The 21,680-nt window shown below is 27.8% G+C and carries 17 protein-coding genes, 1 rRNA gene and 1 pseudogene; 16 read left to right on the top strand and 3 right to left on the bottom strand.

All coding sequences use genetic code 11. The annotated features are described in order from the left end of the window. Positions 1–18 precede the first annotated feature (18 nt). Together rrf and LLF98_RS10045 are read left to right on the top strand one after the other, a co-directional pair. Positions 19–135 (top strand): 5S ribosomal RNA (gene rrf / locus LLF98_RS10050). A gap of 355 nt (positions 136–490) precedes the next feature. Beyond that, positions 491–757: a hypothetical protein gene (locus LLF98_RS10045; protein WP_291703117.1), complete on the top strand. Its 267-nt coding sequence runs from the start codon at positions 491–493 to the stop codon at positions 755–757. A gap of 39 nt (positions 758–796) precedes the next feature. Here the strand turns inward: LLF98_RS10045 and LLF98_RS10040 are convergent. Then, positions 797–1,782, bottom strand: a pseudogene (locus LLF98_RS10040) (IS3 family transposase). Between the two features lie 60 nt (positions 1,783–1,842). Here LLF98_RS10040 and LLF98_RS10035 point away from each other — a divergent pair. From LLF98_RS10035 to rho, 12 genes are all read left to right on the top strand, one after another. Continuing rightward, positions 1,843–2,382 (top strand): transposase, encoded by a 540-nt coding sequence (locus LLF98_RS10035; RefSeq protein ID WP_291703115.1) that lies wholly within the window; start codon positions 1,843–1,845, stop codon positions 2,380–2,382. A 664-nt stretch (positions 2,383–3,046) separates the two neighbouring features. After that, positions 3,047–3,289 (top strand): Veg family protein, encoded by a 243-nt coding sequence (locus LLF98_RS10030; RefSeq protein WP_291703113.1) that lies wholly within the window; start codon positions 3,047–3,049, stop codon positions 3,287–3,289. 500 nt (positions 3,290–3,789) lie between these two features. Continuing rightward, the gene (locus LLF98_RS10025; protein ID WP_291703111.1) at positions 3,790–5,352 is read left to right on the top strand and encodes an SPOCS domain-containing protein; all 1,563 of its coding nucleotides are present in this window, start codon (positions 3,790–3,792) and stop codon (positions 5,350–5,352) included. Between the two features lie 492 nt (positions 5,353–5,844). After that, positions 5,845–6,690: a cyanophycinase gene (locus LLF98_RS10020; protein WP_291703109.1), complete on the top strand. Its 846-nt coding sequence runs from the start codon at positions 5,845–5,847 to the stop codon at positions 6,688–6,690. Then, the gene (gene cphA / locus LLF98_RS10015) at positions 6,662–9,292 is read left to right on the top strand and encodes a cyanophycin synthetase (RefSeq protein WP_291703107.1); all 2,631 of its coding nucleotides are present in this window, start codon (positions 6,662–6,664) and stop codon (positions 9,290–9,292) included. Before LLF98_RS10020 ends, cphA begins: the two co-directional genes overlap by 29 nt. A gap of 166 nt (positions 9,293–9,458) precedes the next feature. Then, a complete protein-coding gene (ispE, locus tag LLF98_RS10010; protein WP_291703119.1) occupies positions 9,459–10,301 on the top strand; it encodes a 4-(cytidine 5'-diphospho)-2-C-methyl-D-erythritol kinase in 843 nt (280 codons plus the stop codon). A 63-nt stretch (positions 10,302–10,364) separates the two neighbouring features. Then, on the top strand, positions 10,365–11,177 hold the full coding sequence (spoIIR, locus tag LLF98_RS10005) for a stage II sporulation protein R (protein WP_291703106.1): 813 nt from the start codon (positions 10,365–10,367) through the stop codon (positions 11,175–11,177). Between the two features lie 10 nt (positions 11,178–11,187). Then, complete coding sequence (locus LLF98_RS10000) at positions 11,188–12,177, top strand: tRNA 4-thiouridine(8) synthase ThiI (RefSeq protein ID WP_291703105.1); 990 nt, start codon at positions 11,188–11,190, stop codon at positions 12,175–12,177. Between the two features lie 154 nt (positions 12,178–12,331). After that, a complete protein-coding gene (locus LLF98_RS09995) occupies positions 12,332–12,748 on the top strand; it encodes a DUF1934 domain-containing protein (RefSeq protein ID WP_291703104.1) in 417 nt (138 codons plus the stop codon). 467 nt (positions 12,749–13,215) lie between these two features. Continuing rightward, positions 13,216–13,521 (top strand): hypothetical protein, encoded by a 306-nt coding sequence (locus LLF98_RS09990; RefSeq protein WP_291703103.1) that lies wholly within the window; start codon positions 13,216–13,218, stop codon positions 13,519–13,521. A gap of 168 nt (positions 13,522–13,689) precedes the next feature. Further along, on the top strand, positions 13,690–15,300 hold the full coding sequence (locus LLF98_RS09985) for a CTP synthase (protein WP_291703102.1): 1,611 nt from the start codon (positions 13,690–13,692) through the stop codon (positions 15,298–15,300). A 628-nt stretch (positions 15,301–15,928) separates the two neighbouring features. Beyond that, on the top strand, positions 15,929–17,404 hold the full coding sequence (rho, locus tag LLF98_RS09980; RefSeq protein WP_291703099.1) for a transcription termination factor Rho: 1,476 nt from the start codon (positions 15,929–15,931) through the stop codon (positions 17,402–17,404). Positions 17,405–17,443: 39 nt separating this feature from the next. Here rho and LLF98_RS09975 read toward each other — a convergent pair whose 3' ends face one another. Both LLF98_RS09975 and rpmE read right to left on the bottom strand, forming a co-directional pair. Beyond that, a complete protein-coding gene (locus LLF98_RS09975) occupies positions 17,444–18,550 on the bottom strand; it encodes a glycosyltransferase (protein WP_291703097.1) in 1,107 nt (368 codons plus the stop codon). 214 nt (positions 18,551–18,764) lie between these two features. Further along, positions 18,765–18,974 (bottom strand): 50S ribosomal protein L31, encoded by a 210-nt coding sequence (rpmE, locus tag LLF98_RS09970; RefSeq protein ID WP_291703095.1) that lies wholly within the window; start codon positions 18,972–18,974, stop codon positions 18,765–18,767. A 274-nt stretch (positions 18,975–19,248) separates the two neighbouring features. Here rpmE and LLF98_RS09965 point away from each other — a divergent pair, with 274 nt between their 5' ends. Continuing rightward, positions 19,249–19,845: a thymidine kinase gene (locus tag LLF98_RS09965; RefSeq protein WP_291703094.1), complete on the top strand. Its 597-nt coding sequence runs from the start codon at positions 19,249–19,251 to the stop codon at positions 19,843–19,845. Between the two features lie 12 nt (positions 19,846–19,857). After that, positions 19,858–21,627 (top strand): peptide chain release factor N(5)-glutamine methyltransferase, encoded by a 1,770-nt coding sequence (gene prmC, locus LLF98_RS09960; protein ID WP_291703093.1) that lies wholly within the window; start codon positions 19,858–19,860, stop codon positions 21,625–21,627. The last annotated feature ends 53 nt before the right edge of the window (positions 21,628–21,680 follow it).

Below are 21,680 nucleotides of genomic sequence, written 5' to 3'. Positions count from 1 at the left end.
ATTTAGAATAAACTAGCATCTCGTGACGATGGCATAGAGGTAACACTCCTTCCCATTCCGAACAGGACAGTTAAGGTCTATAGCGCCGATGGTACTGCACGGGTGACTGTGTGGCAGAGTAGGACGTTGCGAGGTAAGTATAAAAGGGATGTCTCAAAATGATTGTAGAATCATTTTGAGACATCTTTTTTTGTATTTAGAATACCACTGGTTAGACCGGTGGTTCCGGAAAGCTTTTAGCTATGAGTAGAAAAAAACAATACCTCCGATGTGAAATAGTAGTAGGTTTGCCGACCACAACTAAAATACATAAGAGGTGTATCCGAAATGGATAATATATTTTATCCTAAATAATATTGAATTTGCTGAATATTTTAAATCTAAATTAAAAAGAGATGCTATAAAATCTGAAACACCGTTTGGTAAGCAAGCATAATTTGATTGGAAGGAAAAATTAAAGTTTTCTTTCAATGATGGGAGTGAGATGCTGGTGAATGTTGGCAGTCTAGTATTATCAGCATCTAGATTCAAAGTATGGACAATTTGTCCTTCAACAAGTCAAACTCATTTATTTGATTTTTTAGCTAACGCCTTCGAAACGTTAGGTGGTGTTCCTTCTGAAATACTAATTGATAATGCATCAACTATGATGGATAAAGCTCGAACCGAACGTTCTGACGGTAAAGTAAATCCTAAATTTCAACAATTAGCAAATGATTGCCCTTTCCCCAATAAAATAGACAGCTCAAACTCGTAATATCTAACTTATTCCCAGGATATCGTAATATTTCAAAATCTATGCTGCTTTTAATTCTTTCTTTGCATTGTTATAATATTGTTCTGGTGTTATATAACCGTTTGAAGCGTGTATCCTTTGTCTGTTATAAAATATCTCAACATATTCAAATACAGCAGCACGGGCTTCATCACGTGTTTTAAAGAAGCCATTCACATTTCATTTTACCACAAAACGATTCCATAGGAGCATTATCCCAACAGTTACCTTTGCGCGACATACTACAGATAAATCCATTATTGCCGCTACATAAAGCCATTCTTCATTAGTCCATACATATGTAATATCGCTAACCATTTTTTCATTAGGTTTTTCCACAGAAAAATCCCCATTAAGAATATTTTGGGCTACTGGAAGTTTATGATTTGAGTTAGTAGTAGCCTTAAATTTTTTCGTAACCTTTGATTTTATGCCATTTTTACTCATTATTCGCTCTATACGTTTATGATTCACTGGAGGATTCTTGCCATCATTTAATTTTTTTCTAATTTTTATAGAACCATAGACTTTTTTACTCTCATTGTGGATATTTTTAATTTTTTCCAATAGTATTTTATTTGCCTTAGATCTATTGCTCTCAGGCCTCTTATCCCATGCATAGTAACTGCTCCTAGATACTCCTAGAACACTGCACAGCTTCACTATTCGCTATTTTTTGCAATTAGCCTTGATAAACTCAAACCTTTTTATTTTTGGTTCTTGGAGAAGTAGGCTGCCGCTTTTTTTAATATTTCATTTTCTTCTTTAAGATCTCTGATTTGTTTTTCTAATTTTCTCAGTCTCTCATCTTCTGGTTTAAGATGTCCGCTACCTGGAAATAGAGTTTGAGGTGATTATTTATATTTTTGTACCCAGCCATGCATTGTTATTGGTCTTACGCCTAACTCTCTTGCCACCTTACTTAATGCTTCTCCTGTTTTCTCTAATCTCTTTGCTGCTTCTATTTTAAATTCCACACTATATTGCTTTTTCATACTAACTATCATCCTTCCTTCACTTCTAATATACCACGAGTTCCTCGTGTCTATCAAAGTAGGTAAAGGTCAGTGTGCCAAGTATATCTTGATAGTAATAATTTACAAAAAGAAGGGGTTCATATTCTAAGCTGCGATGAAAAAACAGGAATACAAGCAATAGAACATAATCATCCATCAAAACCAGGTGAAATTGAAAAGTGTGAGCAGGAATACAAACGAAATGGAACTACAACATTGATAGCATCAAGGGATATAAATACAGGAGAAATTATAGCTAATATGGTCAATCAGACAAGGAATGAAAAAGATTTTTTAAAACATATATCCTATGTAGTTTCTCTTACCCCTAATGATAAATATATATTTGTAATGGATCAATTAAATACACATAAGTCTGAAAGCCTTGTTAAATATGTTGCAAAGCAATGTGAAATTCAAGAAGATCTAGGCAAAAAAGGTCACTATGGAATACTAGAAAGTATGAAAACAAGGCAAGATTTTTTAGAAGATGAAAATCATCGTATAAGAATAGTGTATACTCCCAAACATGCGTCATGGCTGAATCAAATTGAAATTTGGTTCGGTATATTAAGCAGGACAAACGCATGAAATTTATAAAGCATTGATTTTGGCTAGTTCTAAGGGTTTGACAAATATATACCAAAAGCTGAAATAGCTTGAAAAATCAGTGTTAATTTTTTAACATGAGTTTGTCCTGGTATATTAAGTCGAAAAATATTAGGTAGACGTGCAAGTTTTAAATCAGTTCAGGAATTAGAAGGCAAGATATTAGATTTTATAACGTATTACAATGAAAATCTAGCAAAGCCATTCAATTGGAATTATGCAGGAAAAATTTTAAAGGCATAGTGTATTAACCATGCTCTTAAAGAAAATTATTTCAAGTCTTAATAAAAATTTTAAATAGGTTTTGCCAGTGTAAAATTTTTACACAAATATATATTATTAGGTGTGTACGGAATTAAGTCTTAGGATACTAGTATTTAAACCGTTTTTTTTTACTGTCTATTTTATAGGTATCATTTTATTAAGTGAATGCAAGTTTTATTAGAGGAGTCAATAAAATATTAAAATTAATGAGAAATTGAATAAAAACTAAAAAAATGCAGATAATAAAATGAAATACCTTAGAAAAATATATGTTTAGAAAATATTTACATTGACAATATAGGTATAGAAATGATAAAATAAATGTTTTGCTTGACTATAAAAGAAAATTGTGATATAATTTAGTTTGAAAGAGGGTGTTTATATGGAAAAGGTTAAAACTATTGCTTCCATTAAAAATGATATAGAGAAACATGTAGGCCAAAAAGTCACTCTAAAAGCTAATGGTGGAAGGAAAAAGATTTTAGTTAATGATGGTATCATTGAAAGTGTATACTCAAGTATTTTTGTTATCAGATTAAAAAATGACACCCAAAGAACTGTGACATATAGCTATTCAGATGTATTAACAAAGACTGTACAATTGGTATTTCCAACTATAATATAAACTTCGATTTAATCGAAGTTTTTTTGATGTTAGAAAATTATAATATATTTAATGATTGTTATGATGTAATTATTAAATGGATATTAAAAAAATTTAAATGAACTTATGTGAAGAATAGATTTTTAAGAAGTCTATAAGAACTTTATCAGTAATTGAATATTAATAATTGTAGTACAAAATATGATAAAAGAATTGAATTATCTACATATTTATAAATAATAAATAAAAAAAGAAAGATGGTGGGTTTCCATCTTTCAACTATGGTATAAAAGGGTATTGAGAATTTATGAGAGGTTATATGGTCAATAACCACTTACTATATTACGACAAAAAATAGTATATGTCAATAAAAAAAATGAAAAAAAATAAAAAATAAAGTTATTAGGCGAATTTAATAGAATTTTTGCTGAAAATTAATATTAAAATAGAAATATCCCTATCATAAAATTCCATATATAAGTATATAAATGAATAATAGGAATTTTATGGAGGTATGGAATATGGCAGATATTGATATTATAAAAGAAAATGTACAATTTGAACAATTACTTAGGGAAAATAATTCTAATACAATATTAAAAGAAGAATATTTAATCCCTGATACTCATCCTGATGTACAAGAAATATTAACTGTTGAAGCTAGACCAATGATAATTAATAAAGAACTAATTGGTGATAAAATAGTATTAGAAGGAAAAGTTGAATACACAGTAATATATTTAGCTAGGGAAGATGGTCTTGTTGTAAATTCAGTTAACTACAATCAAAACTTTACAAATAATATTGATTTAAATCAAGGAGAATATAAAGTTATTTGTGAGGCACAATGTAATGTTGAACATATTGAAGCTACTATAATGAATGAAAGGAAAATATCCATTCAGGGTATAATTACTGTAGATTGGGAGCTTTATAAGAGTAATGAGTTTGAATTTGTAAAAGACATTGAAGGAAACGATGAGGTAGAAGTCTTGAAGACAGCAGAAACCATAAATAAAATTAGTGCAAATGAAGATGTTGAACTAATAGGTAAATGTATGATTAGAGTTGGAATGGATAAACCGCAAATAAATAAAATATTGAAATGTTCATTACGACTACACAAAAAAGAGGTGAAAATTGCAGAAGATAAAATTTATCTTGGTTGTTACTGCAAGTTAAATATTTTATATAAGGGAGATGATTCTAAAGATATAATTCCTTTAGAAGATGATATTTATTTATCAAAAGAAGAAGAAGTTAAGGGCGTTACATCAGATATGCTCCCAACAGTTTGTTATGAAATATCAAACAATGATTTAATGTTAGAAGAAGATGATTTAGGAGAAGTAAGAATTATAAATGACGAATTTATAGTTAAAGCAAATGTTAAAGTATTTTCAAAAGAAAATATAGATACGATTAAAGATGCATATTCTACTAAATGCTTAATTGGGCTCAAAAAAGATGAGCATGAAGTTGGCATTCTTCATGGAACAAATAGTTCTGAATCAATTGTTAAGTATAATATCCAATTAAATGATAGGGACTTGAAACCTGAACATATTATATCTGCTAATGCAGCAATAATATTAACTGACAAGCATGTTATGAAAGATAGAGTTGCTATAGAGGGAATTATTAAAGCAGATGTGTTATATAAAACAAATGATGAAGAAAAGTATTTAGCAAATGTTAAAGCTGAAATACCATTTTCAGCTTTAATTGATATTTTTGGTGCTAATGAAGATATGAAATCTATAGTAAAAGGAAATTTAGAAAGTATAGATGCATCAATAGAAGGAAATAGTATAGCAATTAAAGCTACTATAATTTTATCAGGAAAGATTCTATATGAAATGAATAAAGAATTTGTTTCAGATATAGTTGAAGAAGAAGGCGATATGCCAGAAAAAAAAGCAAGCATAACTATTTATGTTGTAGGAGACGGGGATACTTTATGGGATTTAGCTAAAAAGTATAATACAACAGTTTATGATTTAATGAAAATAAATAAGGTTGAAGATTCAGAACATATTGAACAAGGACAAAAATTAATAATTCCAGGAAGAGCAATTTTTTAAGAAAGTTTAGAAAGTTTAAATTTAAGAAGATGCCTCAAAATAATTTGAAATTATTTTGAGGCATCTATTTTTTTATCTTTAATTACGCATTAATTTGCAATAGGCTTTATTAAAATAGAATATATACAATGAATTTCTATAAAATTCAATTGATAAGTTTCTTTATGGTAAATAATGAAAAATTGGTTTGCAATAATTTCTAAGTAAAACCATATTGCAAATGGTGGCATAAGTATTATGTGGGAATAAAAAGGTGAATAAATACATATGTATAGCTTGAAAAAATAATATATATATTAAGTTGAGATAATGAACTTATATTACAGTTAATGGCACAGAACTAACACTTAAGTATGCACTGTAAAATCTTTAACGCAACTTATATAAGAATGGAGAATCGATTTAAATTGGTTCTTTTTTTGTAGTAATTCTTTGAATAATTATCTAATTTCGTGGAAAGAATATTTAATGCATGATATGAGGTGAGAATATTTGAAAGATATTTTAAGTGGTAATTTAATAATAATTGGAGGAGCTGAAGACAAAGAAGGCAAAAAAGAAATTTTAAATAGAGTATGTAATTCAATTGATAAAAATGAAGATATATTATTAATTGCAACTATCGCGACTGAATATCCAAAAGAAGCAGCAACTAAGTACAAAAAAGTTTTTGGAGAACTTAAGGTCAAGAATATAAAAGTATTAGATATTAGCGAGCGAATTGATGCATTTGGAGAATCAAATGTAGAACTAATAAAAGAAGCATCACTAATATTTTTCACGGGTGGAGATCAATTAAGAATAACAAGTCTAATTGGTGGAACTCAAATTTATGATGCCTTAAAAGAAGCATGTCATAGAGGCACATTTATTGTGGGAACTTCTGCTGGAGCATCTGTCATGAGTGATACAATGATAGTTGAAGGTAAAGATGAAGATTCACCAAGAAAATGTACATTAAAAATGTCCCCAGGATTAGGATTAATTAAAGATGTTATAATTGATCAACATTTTGCTCAAAGAGGAAGGATTGGAAGATTATTAACAGGAATTGCACAAAATCCAGAAATTTTAGGAATAGGAATAGATGAAAATACTGGAATAGTAGTTAATAAATCTGGTGTAATAGAAGTCATAGGAGAAGGTGCGGTGTATTTTATCGATGGCAGCGCGATTACATATACTAATGTTTCAGAATTACGTTCAGATGAGATTTTAAGTATGCACAATGTAAAATTGCATATATTAACAGGTGGAAATAAATTTAATATTATAAAAAAGTTACCTTTTGAGGAGGAAAAATTTAGTCATGAAGATAATACAAAAGAGAATATATGAAGGACAAAATATTTATTCTCATAAAAAGTGCATAAGAATTGATGTTGATTTAGAAGGATATTCTGAGATACCTAGTAAAGAAATACCTAATTTTAATTTTAATCTTGTTAAGATGATACCTGAATTAAAAAAACATAGATGTGGAATTGATGAAGAAGGAGGCTTTGTTAAAAGACTGCAAGAAGGAACTTATTTAGCTCATATTTGTGAACATATAATTATAGCAATACAAAATAATTTTGGTATAGATATTTCATATGGAAAATCAAGGGAAGTTATGGGCGATAAATACTATATTATCGTTCAATATGAATATAAAAATACCGTAATTGAGGTAGCTAATGTAGCTATTGATTTAATAAATTCTTTAATTAAACAACTTCCTATAAATTTTAAGGGAAGAATAGATATAATAAAAAATGTGTTACAAAATGAACAAATGGGTTGTACTACAAAAGCAATTTGTGATGCAGCAAAAGAATATAATCTCCCAGTTATGCAACTTGGAGATAGCAATATATATCAAATAGGATATGGGAAAATGAGTAGAGTTATAGAAGCTTCTATAGGAAATAAAACTAGATGTGTAGGTGTTGATATTTCTTGCGATAAGCTTTTAACAAAACAGTTACTTCAAAATCAGAATATTCCTGTAGCAGAAGGAGATAAGGTATGTAACATAATTGGATTATTGCAGGAAGCGGAAAGAATAAGGTATCCAGTAGTTTTAAAGCCTCAATATGGAAATAAGGGGCAGGGTGTAATACTTAATATAAAAAATCAAAAACAATTAGTTGAATCGTATATTAATTTACGAAAAAATCAAAAGGATATTATTATTGAAAAGTATTATGAAGGAAAAGATTATCGAGTTTGTGTAGTAAATTATAAAGTAGTAGCAACATCTTTAAGAGTTGCACCTTTTATTGTTGGAAATGGAATAGATAATTTAAAAAAATTAATTGATATTATTAATGAGGATCCATTAAGGGGAGAGGATCATGAAAAGGCATTAACAAAAATAAAAATTGACTCAGAACTAACTTCATGTCTTTTAAAGGGAAAATTTAAATTGGATTATATACCCCAAAAGGGAGAAAGAATATTATTAAGAGAAAATGCAAATCTCTCAACTGGTGGAATGGCAATAGATTGTACGGAAGAAATTTGTGAAGAAAATATAGAGTGTTGTATAAATGCAGCTAAAACTTTAGGATTAGATATATGTGGAATAGATATTTGTACAGAAGATATAAGTATTCCTATTAAAGAAAGTAACGGCATTATTATGGAAATAAATGCAGCGCCTGGAATAAGAATGCATCATTATCCTTCCAAAGGTAAAAAGCGGAATGTGGGAAAAGCAATACTTGAAATGCTTTATGATGAAAAGCCTAAAAATATACCTGTAGTATCTATTACTGGAACGAATGGAAAAACTACTACGACAAGGTTAATAAGTCATGTACTAAAAAAAATGGGAAACAATGTAGGTATGACATGCACTGATGGTATATACTTAAATGATAAGTGTATACATAAAGGTGATGACTCAGGGTTTGATAGCGCAAAGACAATATTAATGAATAAAGATGTAGATGTGGCTGTATTAGAAACTGCTAGAGGAGGACTAATAAAAAAAGGTCTAGCATATGATTTTGCAGATGTAGCAATTATAACCAATATAACTAATGATCATTTAGGGTTAGATGGAATTAATTCTATTGAAGAGTTAAGTTTTACAAAGGCATTAGTTGGAGAAGCTGTAAGGGAAAATGGATTCGTAATTATAAATGCTGATGATAAATATAGTAAAACTATAATTAATAGATTTCAAGCTGAAAAGATTTATTTTTCAAAATCTAAAGAAAATCCATTAATACAAGAAAATATAGCTAATGGTAAAATAGCAATATTTATTGAGAACAATATCATATGTGTAATTAATAACAATAAAAAATATGAAATTATTTCAACTAAAGATTTACCTATATCATACGATGGGAAATTAGAATACAATATTGAAAATGCAATGGCAGCATGTGGAGGATTAATAGGATTAAGAGTTGATTATTGCATGATTTCAAAAGGTTTTATGGATTTTAAATTAAATAATGAATATAATAATGGAAGATTTAATATGTACAATTATTGTGATAGAAAAATTATTTTAGATTATGCCCATAATATTGAAGGGTATAAAGCAGTAATATCTTCATTGAAAAAAATAAAGGAAAAAAATAGTTTGATTGGAGTAATTGGCATACCTGGAGATAGAAAAAATGATGTGGGATATGCAATTGGCGAAATATGTGCTAATAATTTAGATAAAATAGTAATAAAGGAAGACAAAGACAGACGTGGTAGGAAGATTGGAGAAATTGCAGAATTATTAGAAAATGCTATATTAAAAACTAATAAAAATGCAAATGTAAAGGTATGCCTAGATGAGGTAGAAGCATTGAAATATGCTATAAATATAAGTAATAAAGATGATATAATTATAGTGTTTTATGAAAAATTGGATTTGCTTTTAGAATTTATAAAAGAAGAACCAATAAATCAAATGGGGGTTTTAAATACAAAATATAAAACAATATAGTAATAACATATAATTTTTGATAATATCAAATTAGTTATTAGTGAATTTAATAATATGTATAACATTGAAAACAACAGATATATTTTCGTAGAAACCTAACTTAATTAGACAAGAATTTTTAACTATGATAAAATATTGTTAAAATGCAAAGAAGGGATATATGAAAATGAAGATTAAGGCTTATGCAAAAATAAATATTGCCTTAGATGTTGTGGGAAAAAGAGAAGATGGATATCATTTATTAAGAATGATAATGCAGACTATAGATTTATATGACACAATTGAAATGGAGAAAACCAATTCTGGCATAAAGTTAAAATGCAATAAACACTATGTTCCTACAGATGAAAAAAATTTAGCATACAAAGCAGCAAAGTTATTTATGGAAAATTATTCCATTAATGATGGAGTTGATATTAATTTAATTAAAAATATACCTGTTTCTGCTGGATTGGCTGGTGGTAGTACTGATGCAGCTGGTGTTTTGAAACTTATGAACAAAATATTTAATATAAATGCAGATGATGAAGAACTAAAAGCCTTAGGATTAAAGTTAGGAGCAGATGTCCCATATTGCATCAATGGTGGGACTGCGTTGTGTGAAGGTGTTGGAGAAAAGATTACTCAATTAAAACAATTTAAAGATAAAATTTTAGTTTTAATAAAACCACCTTTTGGTGTATCAACTAAAGAGGTTTATAAGAATTTTGATTTATCAAAAGTGATTTTTCATCCAAGAATAGAGGAATTAATAAAAGGTATGGAAAATGATGATATTTACTTTGTAGCAAATAATATGAAGAATTTATTAGAAAATGTAACTTTAAAAAAACATAGGGTTATTACAAGTATTAAAGAAGAAGTTAAATTAAATGATGCTATTGGTACTATGATGAGCGGTAGTGGACCAACTGTTTTTGCTTTCTTTGATGATATGTTAAAAGCACAAATGTGTTATGATAATATGAAGAAAAAATATAAAGATGTATTTATAACACGAACAATTTAATTTTAAGCAAATGTATAAAAAGCCTCCAAGTGGTAATAACTTTAACTACAGGGGGGCTTGTTTATGAAAAAATGGTTAAAAGTAGAAAGAATGATTCTTGTAGTTTTGATATGTGTCAGTATAAATATATTTCAAGGATGTACAAGCATCCAAGAGAGTGTTAGTAAAAACCTTGGAGGCAATTTATGTGAATTAGAAAAAAATACTCAAGATGGGGATGAAATTAGAACTCTTAATTATGATGAGGCAAAAGATTTATTAATAAGATTTCATATTATTGCTAACAGTGATAGTGAAGAAGATCAAAATTTAAAGTTAAAGGTTAAAAATAAAGTTATAGATTATTTATATCCTTATTTAAATGATTCGAAGTCATTGGATGAATCTAGACAAATCTTAAAAGATAGAATGGAAGAAGTTAAAAAACTGGCAGAAGAAGTAATTAAGGATAATAATTACAAATATAGTATAAAAGTTGAATTATCTAGAGAAAACTTCCCAGAGAAATCTTATGGAAAAATAACTTTACCTCAAGGGAATTATGAGGCATTTAGAATAATAATAGGTTCAGGACAAGGGAAGAATTGGTGGTGTGTAATGTTTCCACCATTATGTTTTGTAGATGAAACTAAGGCAGAAGTAGAGTATGATAAAACAGAAAGTAGACTAAATTCAAAAAAGGACAGTTTGGATTTAAATTCTGATAAGGATAAATCAGAGGAATTAGATAAACAAAATAATAATAAAGAAGAGTCAGATAAAAAAAGCAATATCAAAGATCAATTAGACAAGCAAAAAAATAGTAAAGCAGAAAATAAAGATGATATACAAATAAAATTTAAAATAGTAGAAATATTTAAGGACTTATTTAATTAGGAGGATAAAGATGACAAGAGCATTAGCTATGATTTCAGGTGGATTAGATAGCATTTTAGCGGCTAAGTTAATTAAAGAACAAGGCATAGAGGTAATAGGAGTTTGTTTTAGATCTTATTTTTTCGATGAAAATAATGCAAAGAGAATGACAAAACAAATAGATATACCATTAGAGGTTATAGATTTTTCTAAAGAACATTTTGAAATGGTTAAAGATCCTAAACATGGATGGGGAAAAAATATGAATCCATGTATAGATTGTCATTCTATGATGATGAGATATTCAGGTGAATTAATTGAAAAATTTAATGCAGATTTCATTATTACAGGTGAAGTTTTAAATCAAAGACCTATGTCACAAAATAGAACTGCATTAGACGTAGTAAAAAAACAATCTGGATTTAGTGATAAGATTTTAAGACCATTATGTGCAAAAAATTTAAAAGAAACACAAATGGAGATTGATGGGCTAGTAGATAGAGAAAAGTTATTGAATATCTCAGGTAGAAATAGAAAGCCTCAAATGGCATTAGCTGAGAAGTGGGGTATAAAGGATTACCCATCTCCAGCAGGTGGATGTAAATTAACAGAACCTAATTATTCTATAAGATTAAAAGAAACTTTAGAACGAAAAGAAGATGTTACAGAAAAGGATATACACTTACTAAAGTACGGAAGACATTTTGTAAGTGAAAATAATACTAAGGTAATAGTATCGAGGACTGGAGAAGAAGGAGAAAAAATAAAACAATTATTAAATAATAAAGATATGATGTTTATAACATCTAAGTTTAATGGGGCAATGGTCATAATCCCAGAAGGAGATAGTCCTACAGATGACGATTTGATTTTTGCATGTAGACTAGCGGTTAGATATAGTAAAGGAAAAGATGAGGAATTAGTTCAGGTTAAATTTGGTCAAGTTTCAACTGAATTTAATATGACTAAAGATGTTAATGCTATGACTCAAGAAGAATTAGACAAATATATTATAAATTAAAATTTGGTTATTAAGTATGGTGTTGGAAAAATATTACACATAAAGGGGTTATTGGTGTTTATATGTATAAATTATAAGATTTGATGCAAGGTAAATATAGCGTATTATATTAAATAATAAAGATGGATGTGAATATAAAAATTGGAGGGGAATTATGAATAAAAAGGCGATTATCGCTGTTGATAGTGCTGTCTTAAATCAAGAAGAAGACATAATAAGTGTAGTAACACCAGGTGATTTTTATGAAATAGAAGATGGGTTTAAAGTAGAATATAATGAAACGAAAATTTCTGGAATGGAAGGAACAAAAACTACTATACTAATAAGAAAGAATTCTTTTGATTTAATAAGAGAAGGAACTACAGAAACTAAGATGGAGTTTGAAAATAATAAGAGGACAGTAGCTTTATATAAAACACCGTATGGAGTCATGGATGTTAAGATAGATACTAAAAAGCTTAATATTAATATCAATAAAGATGGCGGAATAATAAATACAATGTACATATTAGAAATAGGTGGCCAACATGCATTAAAAACCAATTTAACTATTGATATAAAGGTAAATTAAAACTGAGTTTATGAATTTAACAATTGCTTTTAGTTAAGGCATATAAAAGAAAATAACAAGTCCATGATGCGATATATATTTTGTTTCAGACGAAGAAGTATGTTTGCCCCATAGCGGGCTATTAGATGAACATGCTGATGACGTATGAAGCAAAATAGACTAGCATACTGACTTGTTATTTTTTTGAATATGCCTAAGATATATTCAAAACATAAGTATACTTTGGAATTTGATTATTTAAGTGTATTATAAAAGTAAAAATGGTTGTTTTAAAATTACTAAAAGTATTTTGAAATAGCCATTTTTTTATTTTGAAAAATCTATAATATTAAAAGTCAGGAAGATATACAGGGAAATAATAAGGAAGGATTCATTTGGAAAGAGATCTTTTGGTAGAATAAAAAAGTTTAAAGCTAAAATGATTAAATTTAAAATAGAAGGATATAATTTAAAAAGGAGGGATATATATGCAAAACAAATTAAAATATGTCAAAATATTAAATAATATATGCAATTATTATGGAATTAATGAAGATAAATTTATAGAATTATTAAGAAATAGAGACAATAAATATATATTACTACTAATTTTAAAAAATAATCATTGTTTAGAATTAGATGAAATTAAAGATATATTTAAGTTGAAGACAGTTAAGAGCATAAATAGTAGCTTGAGACTAGCAGAAGAGAAGCTATTAGTAAATAGATTTTTTAGAGAAAAGTATTTTGAATTAGAAGATAATATAGAAAAGAATGACATGACTAATTTATAAAAAAAGACTAGATAATTAGGGAAATATGTGATATTATAGTGCTTATGTTATTAAACAACGCAAATAACCCATAATATTATTTTATTGGGTAATAAACATTATATCATTAGTTGGTAAATAAGTCAATATTAAGATTGTAAAATTTTTTTTAACATAGGGAGGATAAATATGAGCACTAAATACGTTTTTGTTACAGGTGGAGTTGTTTCAGGTATAGGAAAAGGAATAACAGCAGCATCTCTTGGAAGATTATTAAAGAATAGAGGGGTAAATGTTTCTCTTCAAAAATTTGATCCATATTTAAATATAGATCCAGGAACAATGAGTCCTTATCAACATGGAGAAGTTTTTGTAACTGATGATGGAGCTGAAACTGATTTAGATTTAGGACATTATGAAAGATTCATAGATGAAAGCTTAACTCTAAATTCAAATGTTACAACTGGTAAAATATATAGTTCGGTTATAGAAAAAGAAAGAAGAGGAGAATACCTTGGAGGTACAGTTCAAGTAATTCCTCATATAACTAATGCAATAAAAGATAAAGTTTATCAAGTAGCAAACGAAAGAAATGTAGATATAGTAATAACTGAAATTGGTGGAACTGTTGGAGATATAGAATCTCAACCATTTTTAGAAGCAATTAGACAAATTAAGAGTGAAGTTGGAGCGGAAAATGTTTGCTACATTCATGTTACTTTAGTACCATACTTAGGAAAAGCAGGAGAATTAAAGACAAAGCCTACTCAACATTCTGTAAAAGAATTAAGAATGATTGGTATTCAACCAGACATAATAGTTTGTAGATCAGAAAAAGAATTATCAGATGATATAAAAGGTAAAATTGGTTTATTCTGCAACATGGACGGGAAATCAGTAATTCAAAATTTAGATGCAGAAAACTTATATGAAGTACCATTAATGTTACATAATGAAGGTTTAGATAACTTAGTTTGTGAAAAATTACATTTAGGATGTAGAGATATTGATAATTCTGAATGGATTTCAATGGTAGATAAGATAAAGAATCTTAAAAATAATGTTAAGATTGCTTTAGTTGGTAAATATGTTGAATTACATGACGCGTACATATCAGTAGTTGAAGCATTAAGTCATGGTGGATATGCTAATGATTCTAATGTAGAAATTGAGTGGGTTAATGCAGAAGACATCGAAGCAGGGGATGTAAATGCAATCCTTAATGGTGTAGATGGGGTATTAGTTCCAGGTGGATTTGGAGACAGAGGAATTGAAGGTAAAATAACTGCAATAAAATGGGCTAGAGAAAATAAGGTTCCTTTCTTGGGAATCTGCTTAGGAATGCAATGTTCTGTAATAGAATATGCAAGAAATGTGTTAGGATTTGAAGGGGCAAATAGCTCAGAAATAAATCCAGATACAAAATATCCTGTAATAGATCTTATGAATGACCAAAAGGATATAGAAAATCTTGGTGGAACGATGAGATTAGGGAAATATCCATGTAAATTAGATGAGGACAGTACCTCTTATAAAGTATATAATTCTGATCTTATAAGTGAAAGACATAGACATAGATATGAATTTAATAATGAATATAGAAAACAAATATCTGAAGCAGGAATGAGAATTGCAGGAACAAGTCCTGATGAAAGATTAGTTGAAATTGTTGAAGTTAATGATCATCCATGGTATGTAGCAGTTCAATTCCATCCAGAATTGAAATCAAGACCAAATAAGCCACATAAATTGTTTATAGGATTTATTGAAGCTGCATTAGAAGAAAGAAAATCAAAATAAATTTGTTTTATCATCGAATTTAATATATAATAAGCTTTGAATATAGCAATTCACATGAACTGGTAAATTGATTTAATCATTTACCAGTTCAAAATTATATGTAATTATAAAGAACAAAGTGTGATTCACAGGTATATGAATAAAATAGACTAACATACTGACTTGTTACTTTTTTGAATATACCAAATACTAATTTGTAGGTAAATTTCCAATTGAGTAAAAATCAGAAGCTAATAAATAGTATTACTAAAATATTCTAAAGTATAATCTCACATCTAATTCTCTTGCTATTAAATTTTCCGATATAAATATAAACAATAGGATATGTTTTAAATGAATGTTGATTTCTTAATGTTATATATATAAGTTCTAATTAAGAAAGTTCATAATTTAGTTGGTTGTCTTATCCAATCATTCTAATATAGAAATTAAATCTTAATGAACAAAACTTTTTAGAATATATATATATAAATAGTTTTAAAATTGTATTAGATTATAAAATACTATTATGCATTTATAATACAAATATTTATATATAAATTTCAACACTCTGTTAAAACAAAGCCAAATAATAAAATAAAAGAATTGATATTTATAGATTTGTAATCTATAAATTGGAGGTGCAAACTTGACAAAACAAGAATATGAAAACATGACTTTAACGAATTTAAAAGATATTGCTAAAAACTTAGATATTAAAAATATATCTAAATATAAAAAGAGTGAATTAATAGAAGAGATATTGAAGACTCCTGTTAATTTTGTGGAAAAAGATGGTGTGATATTAAAAGAAAATATAGCTCCTAAAATAGTAGAAAAAACTGAAAGAAAAGAATTGATACCAAATACAACAGTAAAAAGAGATATTAATGAAGTTTCAAGAGCAATTAATAATGAGACTACAAAAGTAAATAATAATATAGAAGGAAATACAGCAAATACTGATGCTGAAAACATAGAAAAAAAAGAACAATTGAAAGAAATGATAGATGAATCTAGCGTTGAAAAAGGAATTTTAGAAATTTTAGAAAATAATAGTTTCGGTTTTTTAAGATGTAAGAATTACTTAACTAGCAGCGAGGATATTTATGTTTCTCCATCTCAGATTAGAAGATTTAATTTGAGAACAGGAGATGAAGTTGAAGGTAAGGTAAGGCAAGCCAAAGAAACTGAAAAATTTAAAGCACTTTTATTTGTTCAAAGAGTTAATGGTGAACATCCGGAAAAAGCTATAGGCAGAAAATACTTTGAAACATTAACACCAATATATCCAAATGAAAGACTAAGATTAGAAACTTATAGTAATGATTTATCATCTAGATTAATGGATATAATTTGTCCGATAGGAAAAGGACAAAGAGGAATTATAGTAGCACCTCCTAAAGCAGGGAAAACTACTTTATTAAAAAAGGTTGCTCAAAATATAGCTAAGAATTATCCGGATATTAAATTAATAGTACTACTTATAGATGAAAGACCAGAAGAAGTTACGGATATGAAGAGGTCTATAAATGGGGATGTAGTTTATTCGACTTTTGATGAAGAACCACAAAATCACGCTAAGGTAGCTCAAATGGTTTTAGAAAGAGCTAAGAGAATGGTTGAGCAAGGAAAAGATGTTGTTATTCTTATGGATAGCATAACTAGATTATCAAGAGCGTATAACTTAACAATAAATCCTACAGGTAGAACATTATCTGGTGGACTTGATCCAGGTGCACTTATAATGCCTAAAAAGTTCTTTGGAGCAGCAAGAAATATTGAAGAAGGTGGAAGCTTAACAATACTTGCAACTGCACTTGTTGACACAGGTTCAAGAATGGACGATATGATATTTGAAGAATTTAAAGGAACAGGAAATATGGAAGTTCATTTAGATAGAAGATTACAAGAAAGAAGAATTTTCCCGGCTATAGATATATATAAATCAGGAACTAGAAAAGAAGATTTAATTTTATCTAAAGATGAACTCGAAGTAGCATTTTCAATAAGAAAAACAATGTACAAAGAGAAAAACGCAGATAATGTTACGGAAAATCTTATTAATATGTTAACTAAAACTCGTGATAATAAAGAATTTGTAAGTATTTTCCCTAAAAAATAGAATAAAAAAGATGACCATTAAGTTCAGTGGTCATCTTTTTTATTTTTTTGAGATTAAATTATTTGCTATATCAATAATTTTTGTTAAAGAGTAAGTTGAAGATAATAATTTAAGGTTAAGTTTCATTTTAGATAATTCATCTGGATTTTTTATTAAATAATTTACTGTTTCATTAATTTTACTTAATTCTTTAACGTGTATAGAATATCCTTCAGTGGTAAGAAAATCTATATTTTCATTTTCTTGACCAGGAATAGCAAAAGGAATAATCAAGGGAATATTTTTAACTATGGATTCTGTAACAGTTAAACCACCAGGCTTTGATATTATTACATCACAATAATCCATTAAATAAGAAATATCTTTAGTAAAACCTAATATATGAATCTTTTTATTTTTAAATAGATTCTCACTACAATATTTTGTTAACATATTTTTTAAATTATTATTTTTACCACAAACGACTGTAATTCTGAGCTTATTTGGATTCTTTAATAATTCTTTAAGAACTATAAATATAGTATTTAATCCAAGACTTCCACTCATGAGTAATAAATTAAAATATTCATTATCCTTTAAACCATCAGCAGATGTAACTTCAGTGTAAAATTTGCTATTTATAGGAATACCTAAGGGGTATATCTTACTAGGGTCAACATTTCTATCTATTAATGATTGCTTCGTGTAATTACTTCCGGTAATATAAGCATCAACATAAGAATCTACATATATATAATGAGCTTTAAAATCTGTAACTATTAAAATAAAAGGAATTTTTAATCCGCGTTTTTTTAAGTCTGAAATCACACTAATGCTAAGGGCGTGGGTGGCAACAATTACATCAGGTTTAATTTCATTTATTAACTTTGAAACTTTTTTCTTTGCAAGAAAAAAAGGAAACTTCAATAATTTATTAGTTAATTTTTTATCTGTTATATTGTAAATTAATCCATAAGTTTTTGGAAACTTTGAAGCTGAAATTTCATACCCAGTTACAAGTATATTATTAAGAAATTTACTATTTTTAGCTAGAAAATCAAGTTTTATGATTTCATAACCATCATTTTTAAAAGATTCAGCTACTGAAGCAGCAGCTTGATTATGTCCTTGACCTGTAGATGTTGTTAAGATTAAAACTTTTTTCATGAAAGTCACCCATTTCCACTGTAATATACTACATAGTTTATTATATCATTTAAATATAGATAACCAAGAATAAAATTTTAGTTATGTGATTATAAATTCAAAAATAATTGAAATTTTAATTACTTCAATGAATAAATAAAATATTAAATTTGTACATTTACCATACTCACAAATTTAAAGAAAAAGGGAAAGACAATGTCTTTCCCAAAATTTCTTACTTGTTATCAAGGTTGAATCTCTTGTTGAATTTATCAACTCTTCCACCAATATCAAGAATTTTTTGTTTACCAGTGAAGAATGGGTGGCATTTAGAGCATATTTCAACTTTTAGTTCTTCTTTAACAGAACCAGTAGTGAAAGTGTTTCCACATGCACACTTAACCACTGCGTCTGTGTGGTATTCAGGATGTATGCCTTCTCTCATTATTTTTCACCTCTTTCAATTATATAAACTTATGTTAATTATTCAATAACAACCATTAAATTATATCATAGTGGTTTTTTAGCGTCAATAATAAATTGTAGAATTTAAAGAGTAATCTGATTGTAGAATTTAATGGCTAAAATAAATGAAAACAAGTGGTTAAAATAGGGTCAATAATAAATTATAGAATTTAAATAATATAAAAATATCTTTTTATGCCGACTATTAAATGATATAATCGAATATGATACCTTAAAAGGAGAGTACTTTTGGAATGAGTAAATTATATTTTAGATACGGTGCTATGAATTCAGGTAAGTCAACTCACTTAATGCAAGTTGCTTACAATTATGAAGAACGTGGAATGAAAGTGATTATTGTAAAACCTAAGATTGACAATAAAGGTGGAGATACGCTTGTATCTAGGCTGGGGGTAAATAGGAAAGTAGATTTGTTAATTTCAGAATATGATAATATTTTTGAAATAATTGATAATTATTTGAAAGAAAATAAAAGAATAGATTGTATATTGGTGGATGAAGTTCAATTTATGAAAAGCACGCAAATAGATCAATTATTTGAAATTGCAGTTAAAATTAATATACCTATTATATGTTATGGACTTAGAACTGATTTTAAAAGAGATGGATTTGAGGGTAGTACAAGATTGCTATTATTAGCTCATAGTATAGAAGAAATGAAAACAATATGTGCATGTGGTAAAAAAGCTATATTTAACGGAAGAAAAATAAATGGTAAGTTTGTATTCGAAGGAGAGCAAATTGCAATTGACGAGCAAAATGATATAAAATATGAATCTTTATGTGGAGATTGTTATTACCAATATACAGAAAATAATATAAGAGAGTAAGTGATTGTATTAATGAAAAGATGTGATGTTGGAGGTCAAGCTGTTATAGAAGGTGTTATGATGCGGGGAAGTAAAAGTCTTGCAACAGCTGTTAGAACTCCAAAAGGAAATATAGAAATAGATTGTAAAGATAATAAACCTATAACAAAAAAATATCCGTTATTAAATATACCTTTTCTTAGGGGATTTTTTGTTTTAATTGATTCTATGAAAATTGGAATGGAATCATTAAATTATTCAGCTACATTTCTAGAAGAAGAAATAGAAGAACCTTCAAAATTTGAAATATGGTTAGATAATAAATTTGGTGATAGGGTTAATAACATATTCATGGGTGCAACAATGTTTATTTCTTTTATTTTTGCAATTGGTCTTTTTGTTGCATTGCCAACAGGAATAGCATCAGTTTTTAAACATACAGGGATTTCTAATGTTATGTTAAATTTAATTGAAGCAGCTATAAGGATAATAATTCTTATATTATATATGTTTTTAATAAGCAAAATGAAAGATATATATAGGGTTTTTCAATATCATGGTGCTGAACATAAAACAATATTTTGTTATGAGGCTATGGAAGAGTTAACTGTAGAAAATGTGAAGAAACAATCAAGATTACATCCAAGGTGTGGAACAAATTTTTTATTTTTAATAATGTTTGTTAGTATTGTAATTTTCTCGTTCACTGGCTGGGGTGGAATTGTAGAAAGATTAGCACTTAGAATAATATTTATACCAGTGGTCACAGGAATTAGTTATGAGCTTATAAAATGGCTTGGAAAAAATGATGGTATGTTAGCTAAGATAATAGCATATCCAGGGCTTAAGTTACAATTATTAACAACAAAAGAACCAGATGATTCACAAATTGAAGTTGCTATTGCATCTTTAAAAGCAGCAGAAGGAATTAAAGAAGATGATAAGAAAATTGAAGAACTAATAAATACAGGTACCGCTACTTTGAAGGAAAATGGAATTGATACAGCAAGATTAGATGCGGAGCTATTATTAGGAAGTGTAATTGAAAAAGATAGAGTATATTTAATTACCCATAAAGAAGAGGAAGTCGATTCAGATGATACTAAAAAATATTTTGACTTGATTGAAAAGCGAAGAAATAAAATGCCGGTTAAATATATTTTAAATAAGTGTGAGTTCATGGGGATTGATTTCTATGTTGAAGAAGGAGTTCTAATTCCTAGAGGCGATACAGAAATATTGGTTGATGAAGTGCTTAAAAATATTCAGGAAGATGAAGAAAAATATATATGTGATTTATGCTCTGGTTCTGGTGCTATTGGTATATCATTAGCTCAGTTTAGGCAAAATATAAAAGTGGATTTAATAGATAATTATCCTATTCCAGAAAAAGTTTCACTAATAAACATAAAAGAAAACAATTTGGAAAATAGAGTTTCATTTATAAAAAGTGACTTATTAGAAAAAGCTATAGAAAATAAAAAAAGCTATGACATAATAGTATCAAATCCTCCATATATAGAGGACGAAGAAATAGAAAATCTTATGGATGATGTTAAAAAATATGAGCCTCATACAGCTTTAAATGGTGGAATGGACGGATTAGATTTTTATAAAAAAATAATTAAGCAAAGCCAAGATGTATTAAAGAATAATGGAATATTGGCATTTGAAATAGGATATAATCAAGCAGACGAAGTAAAACTGCTAATGAAACAAAATAATTTCATTGATGTAAAGGTAGTTAAGGATTTTGCTAGTCTTGATAGAGTAATAATTGGATTTAAGGCAGGATTTTTGTAGATACTGAGATTTGATTAAGAGTTAGATGTTTAATTGATTTGGAATTAATTTCA

Source organism: Clostridium sp. (assembly GCF_021372645.1).
Classification (GTDB): domain Bacteria; phylum Bacillota; class Clostridia; order Clostridiales; family Clostridiaceae; genus Clostridium.
Note: the sequence above shows the minus strand (reverse complement) of the source record. Positions and strands in the feature narration are given on the sequence as shown.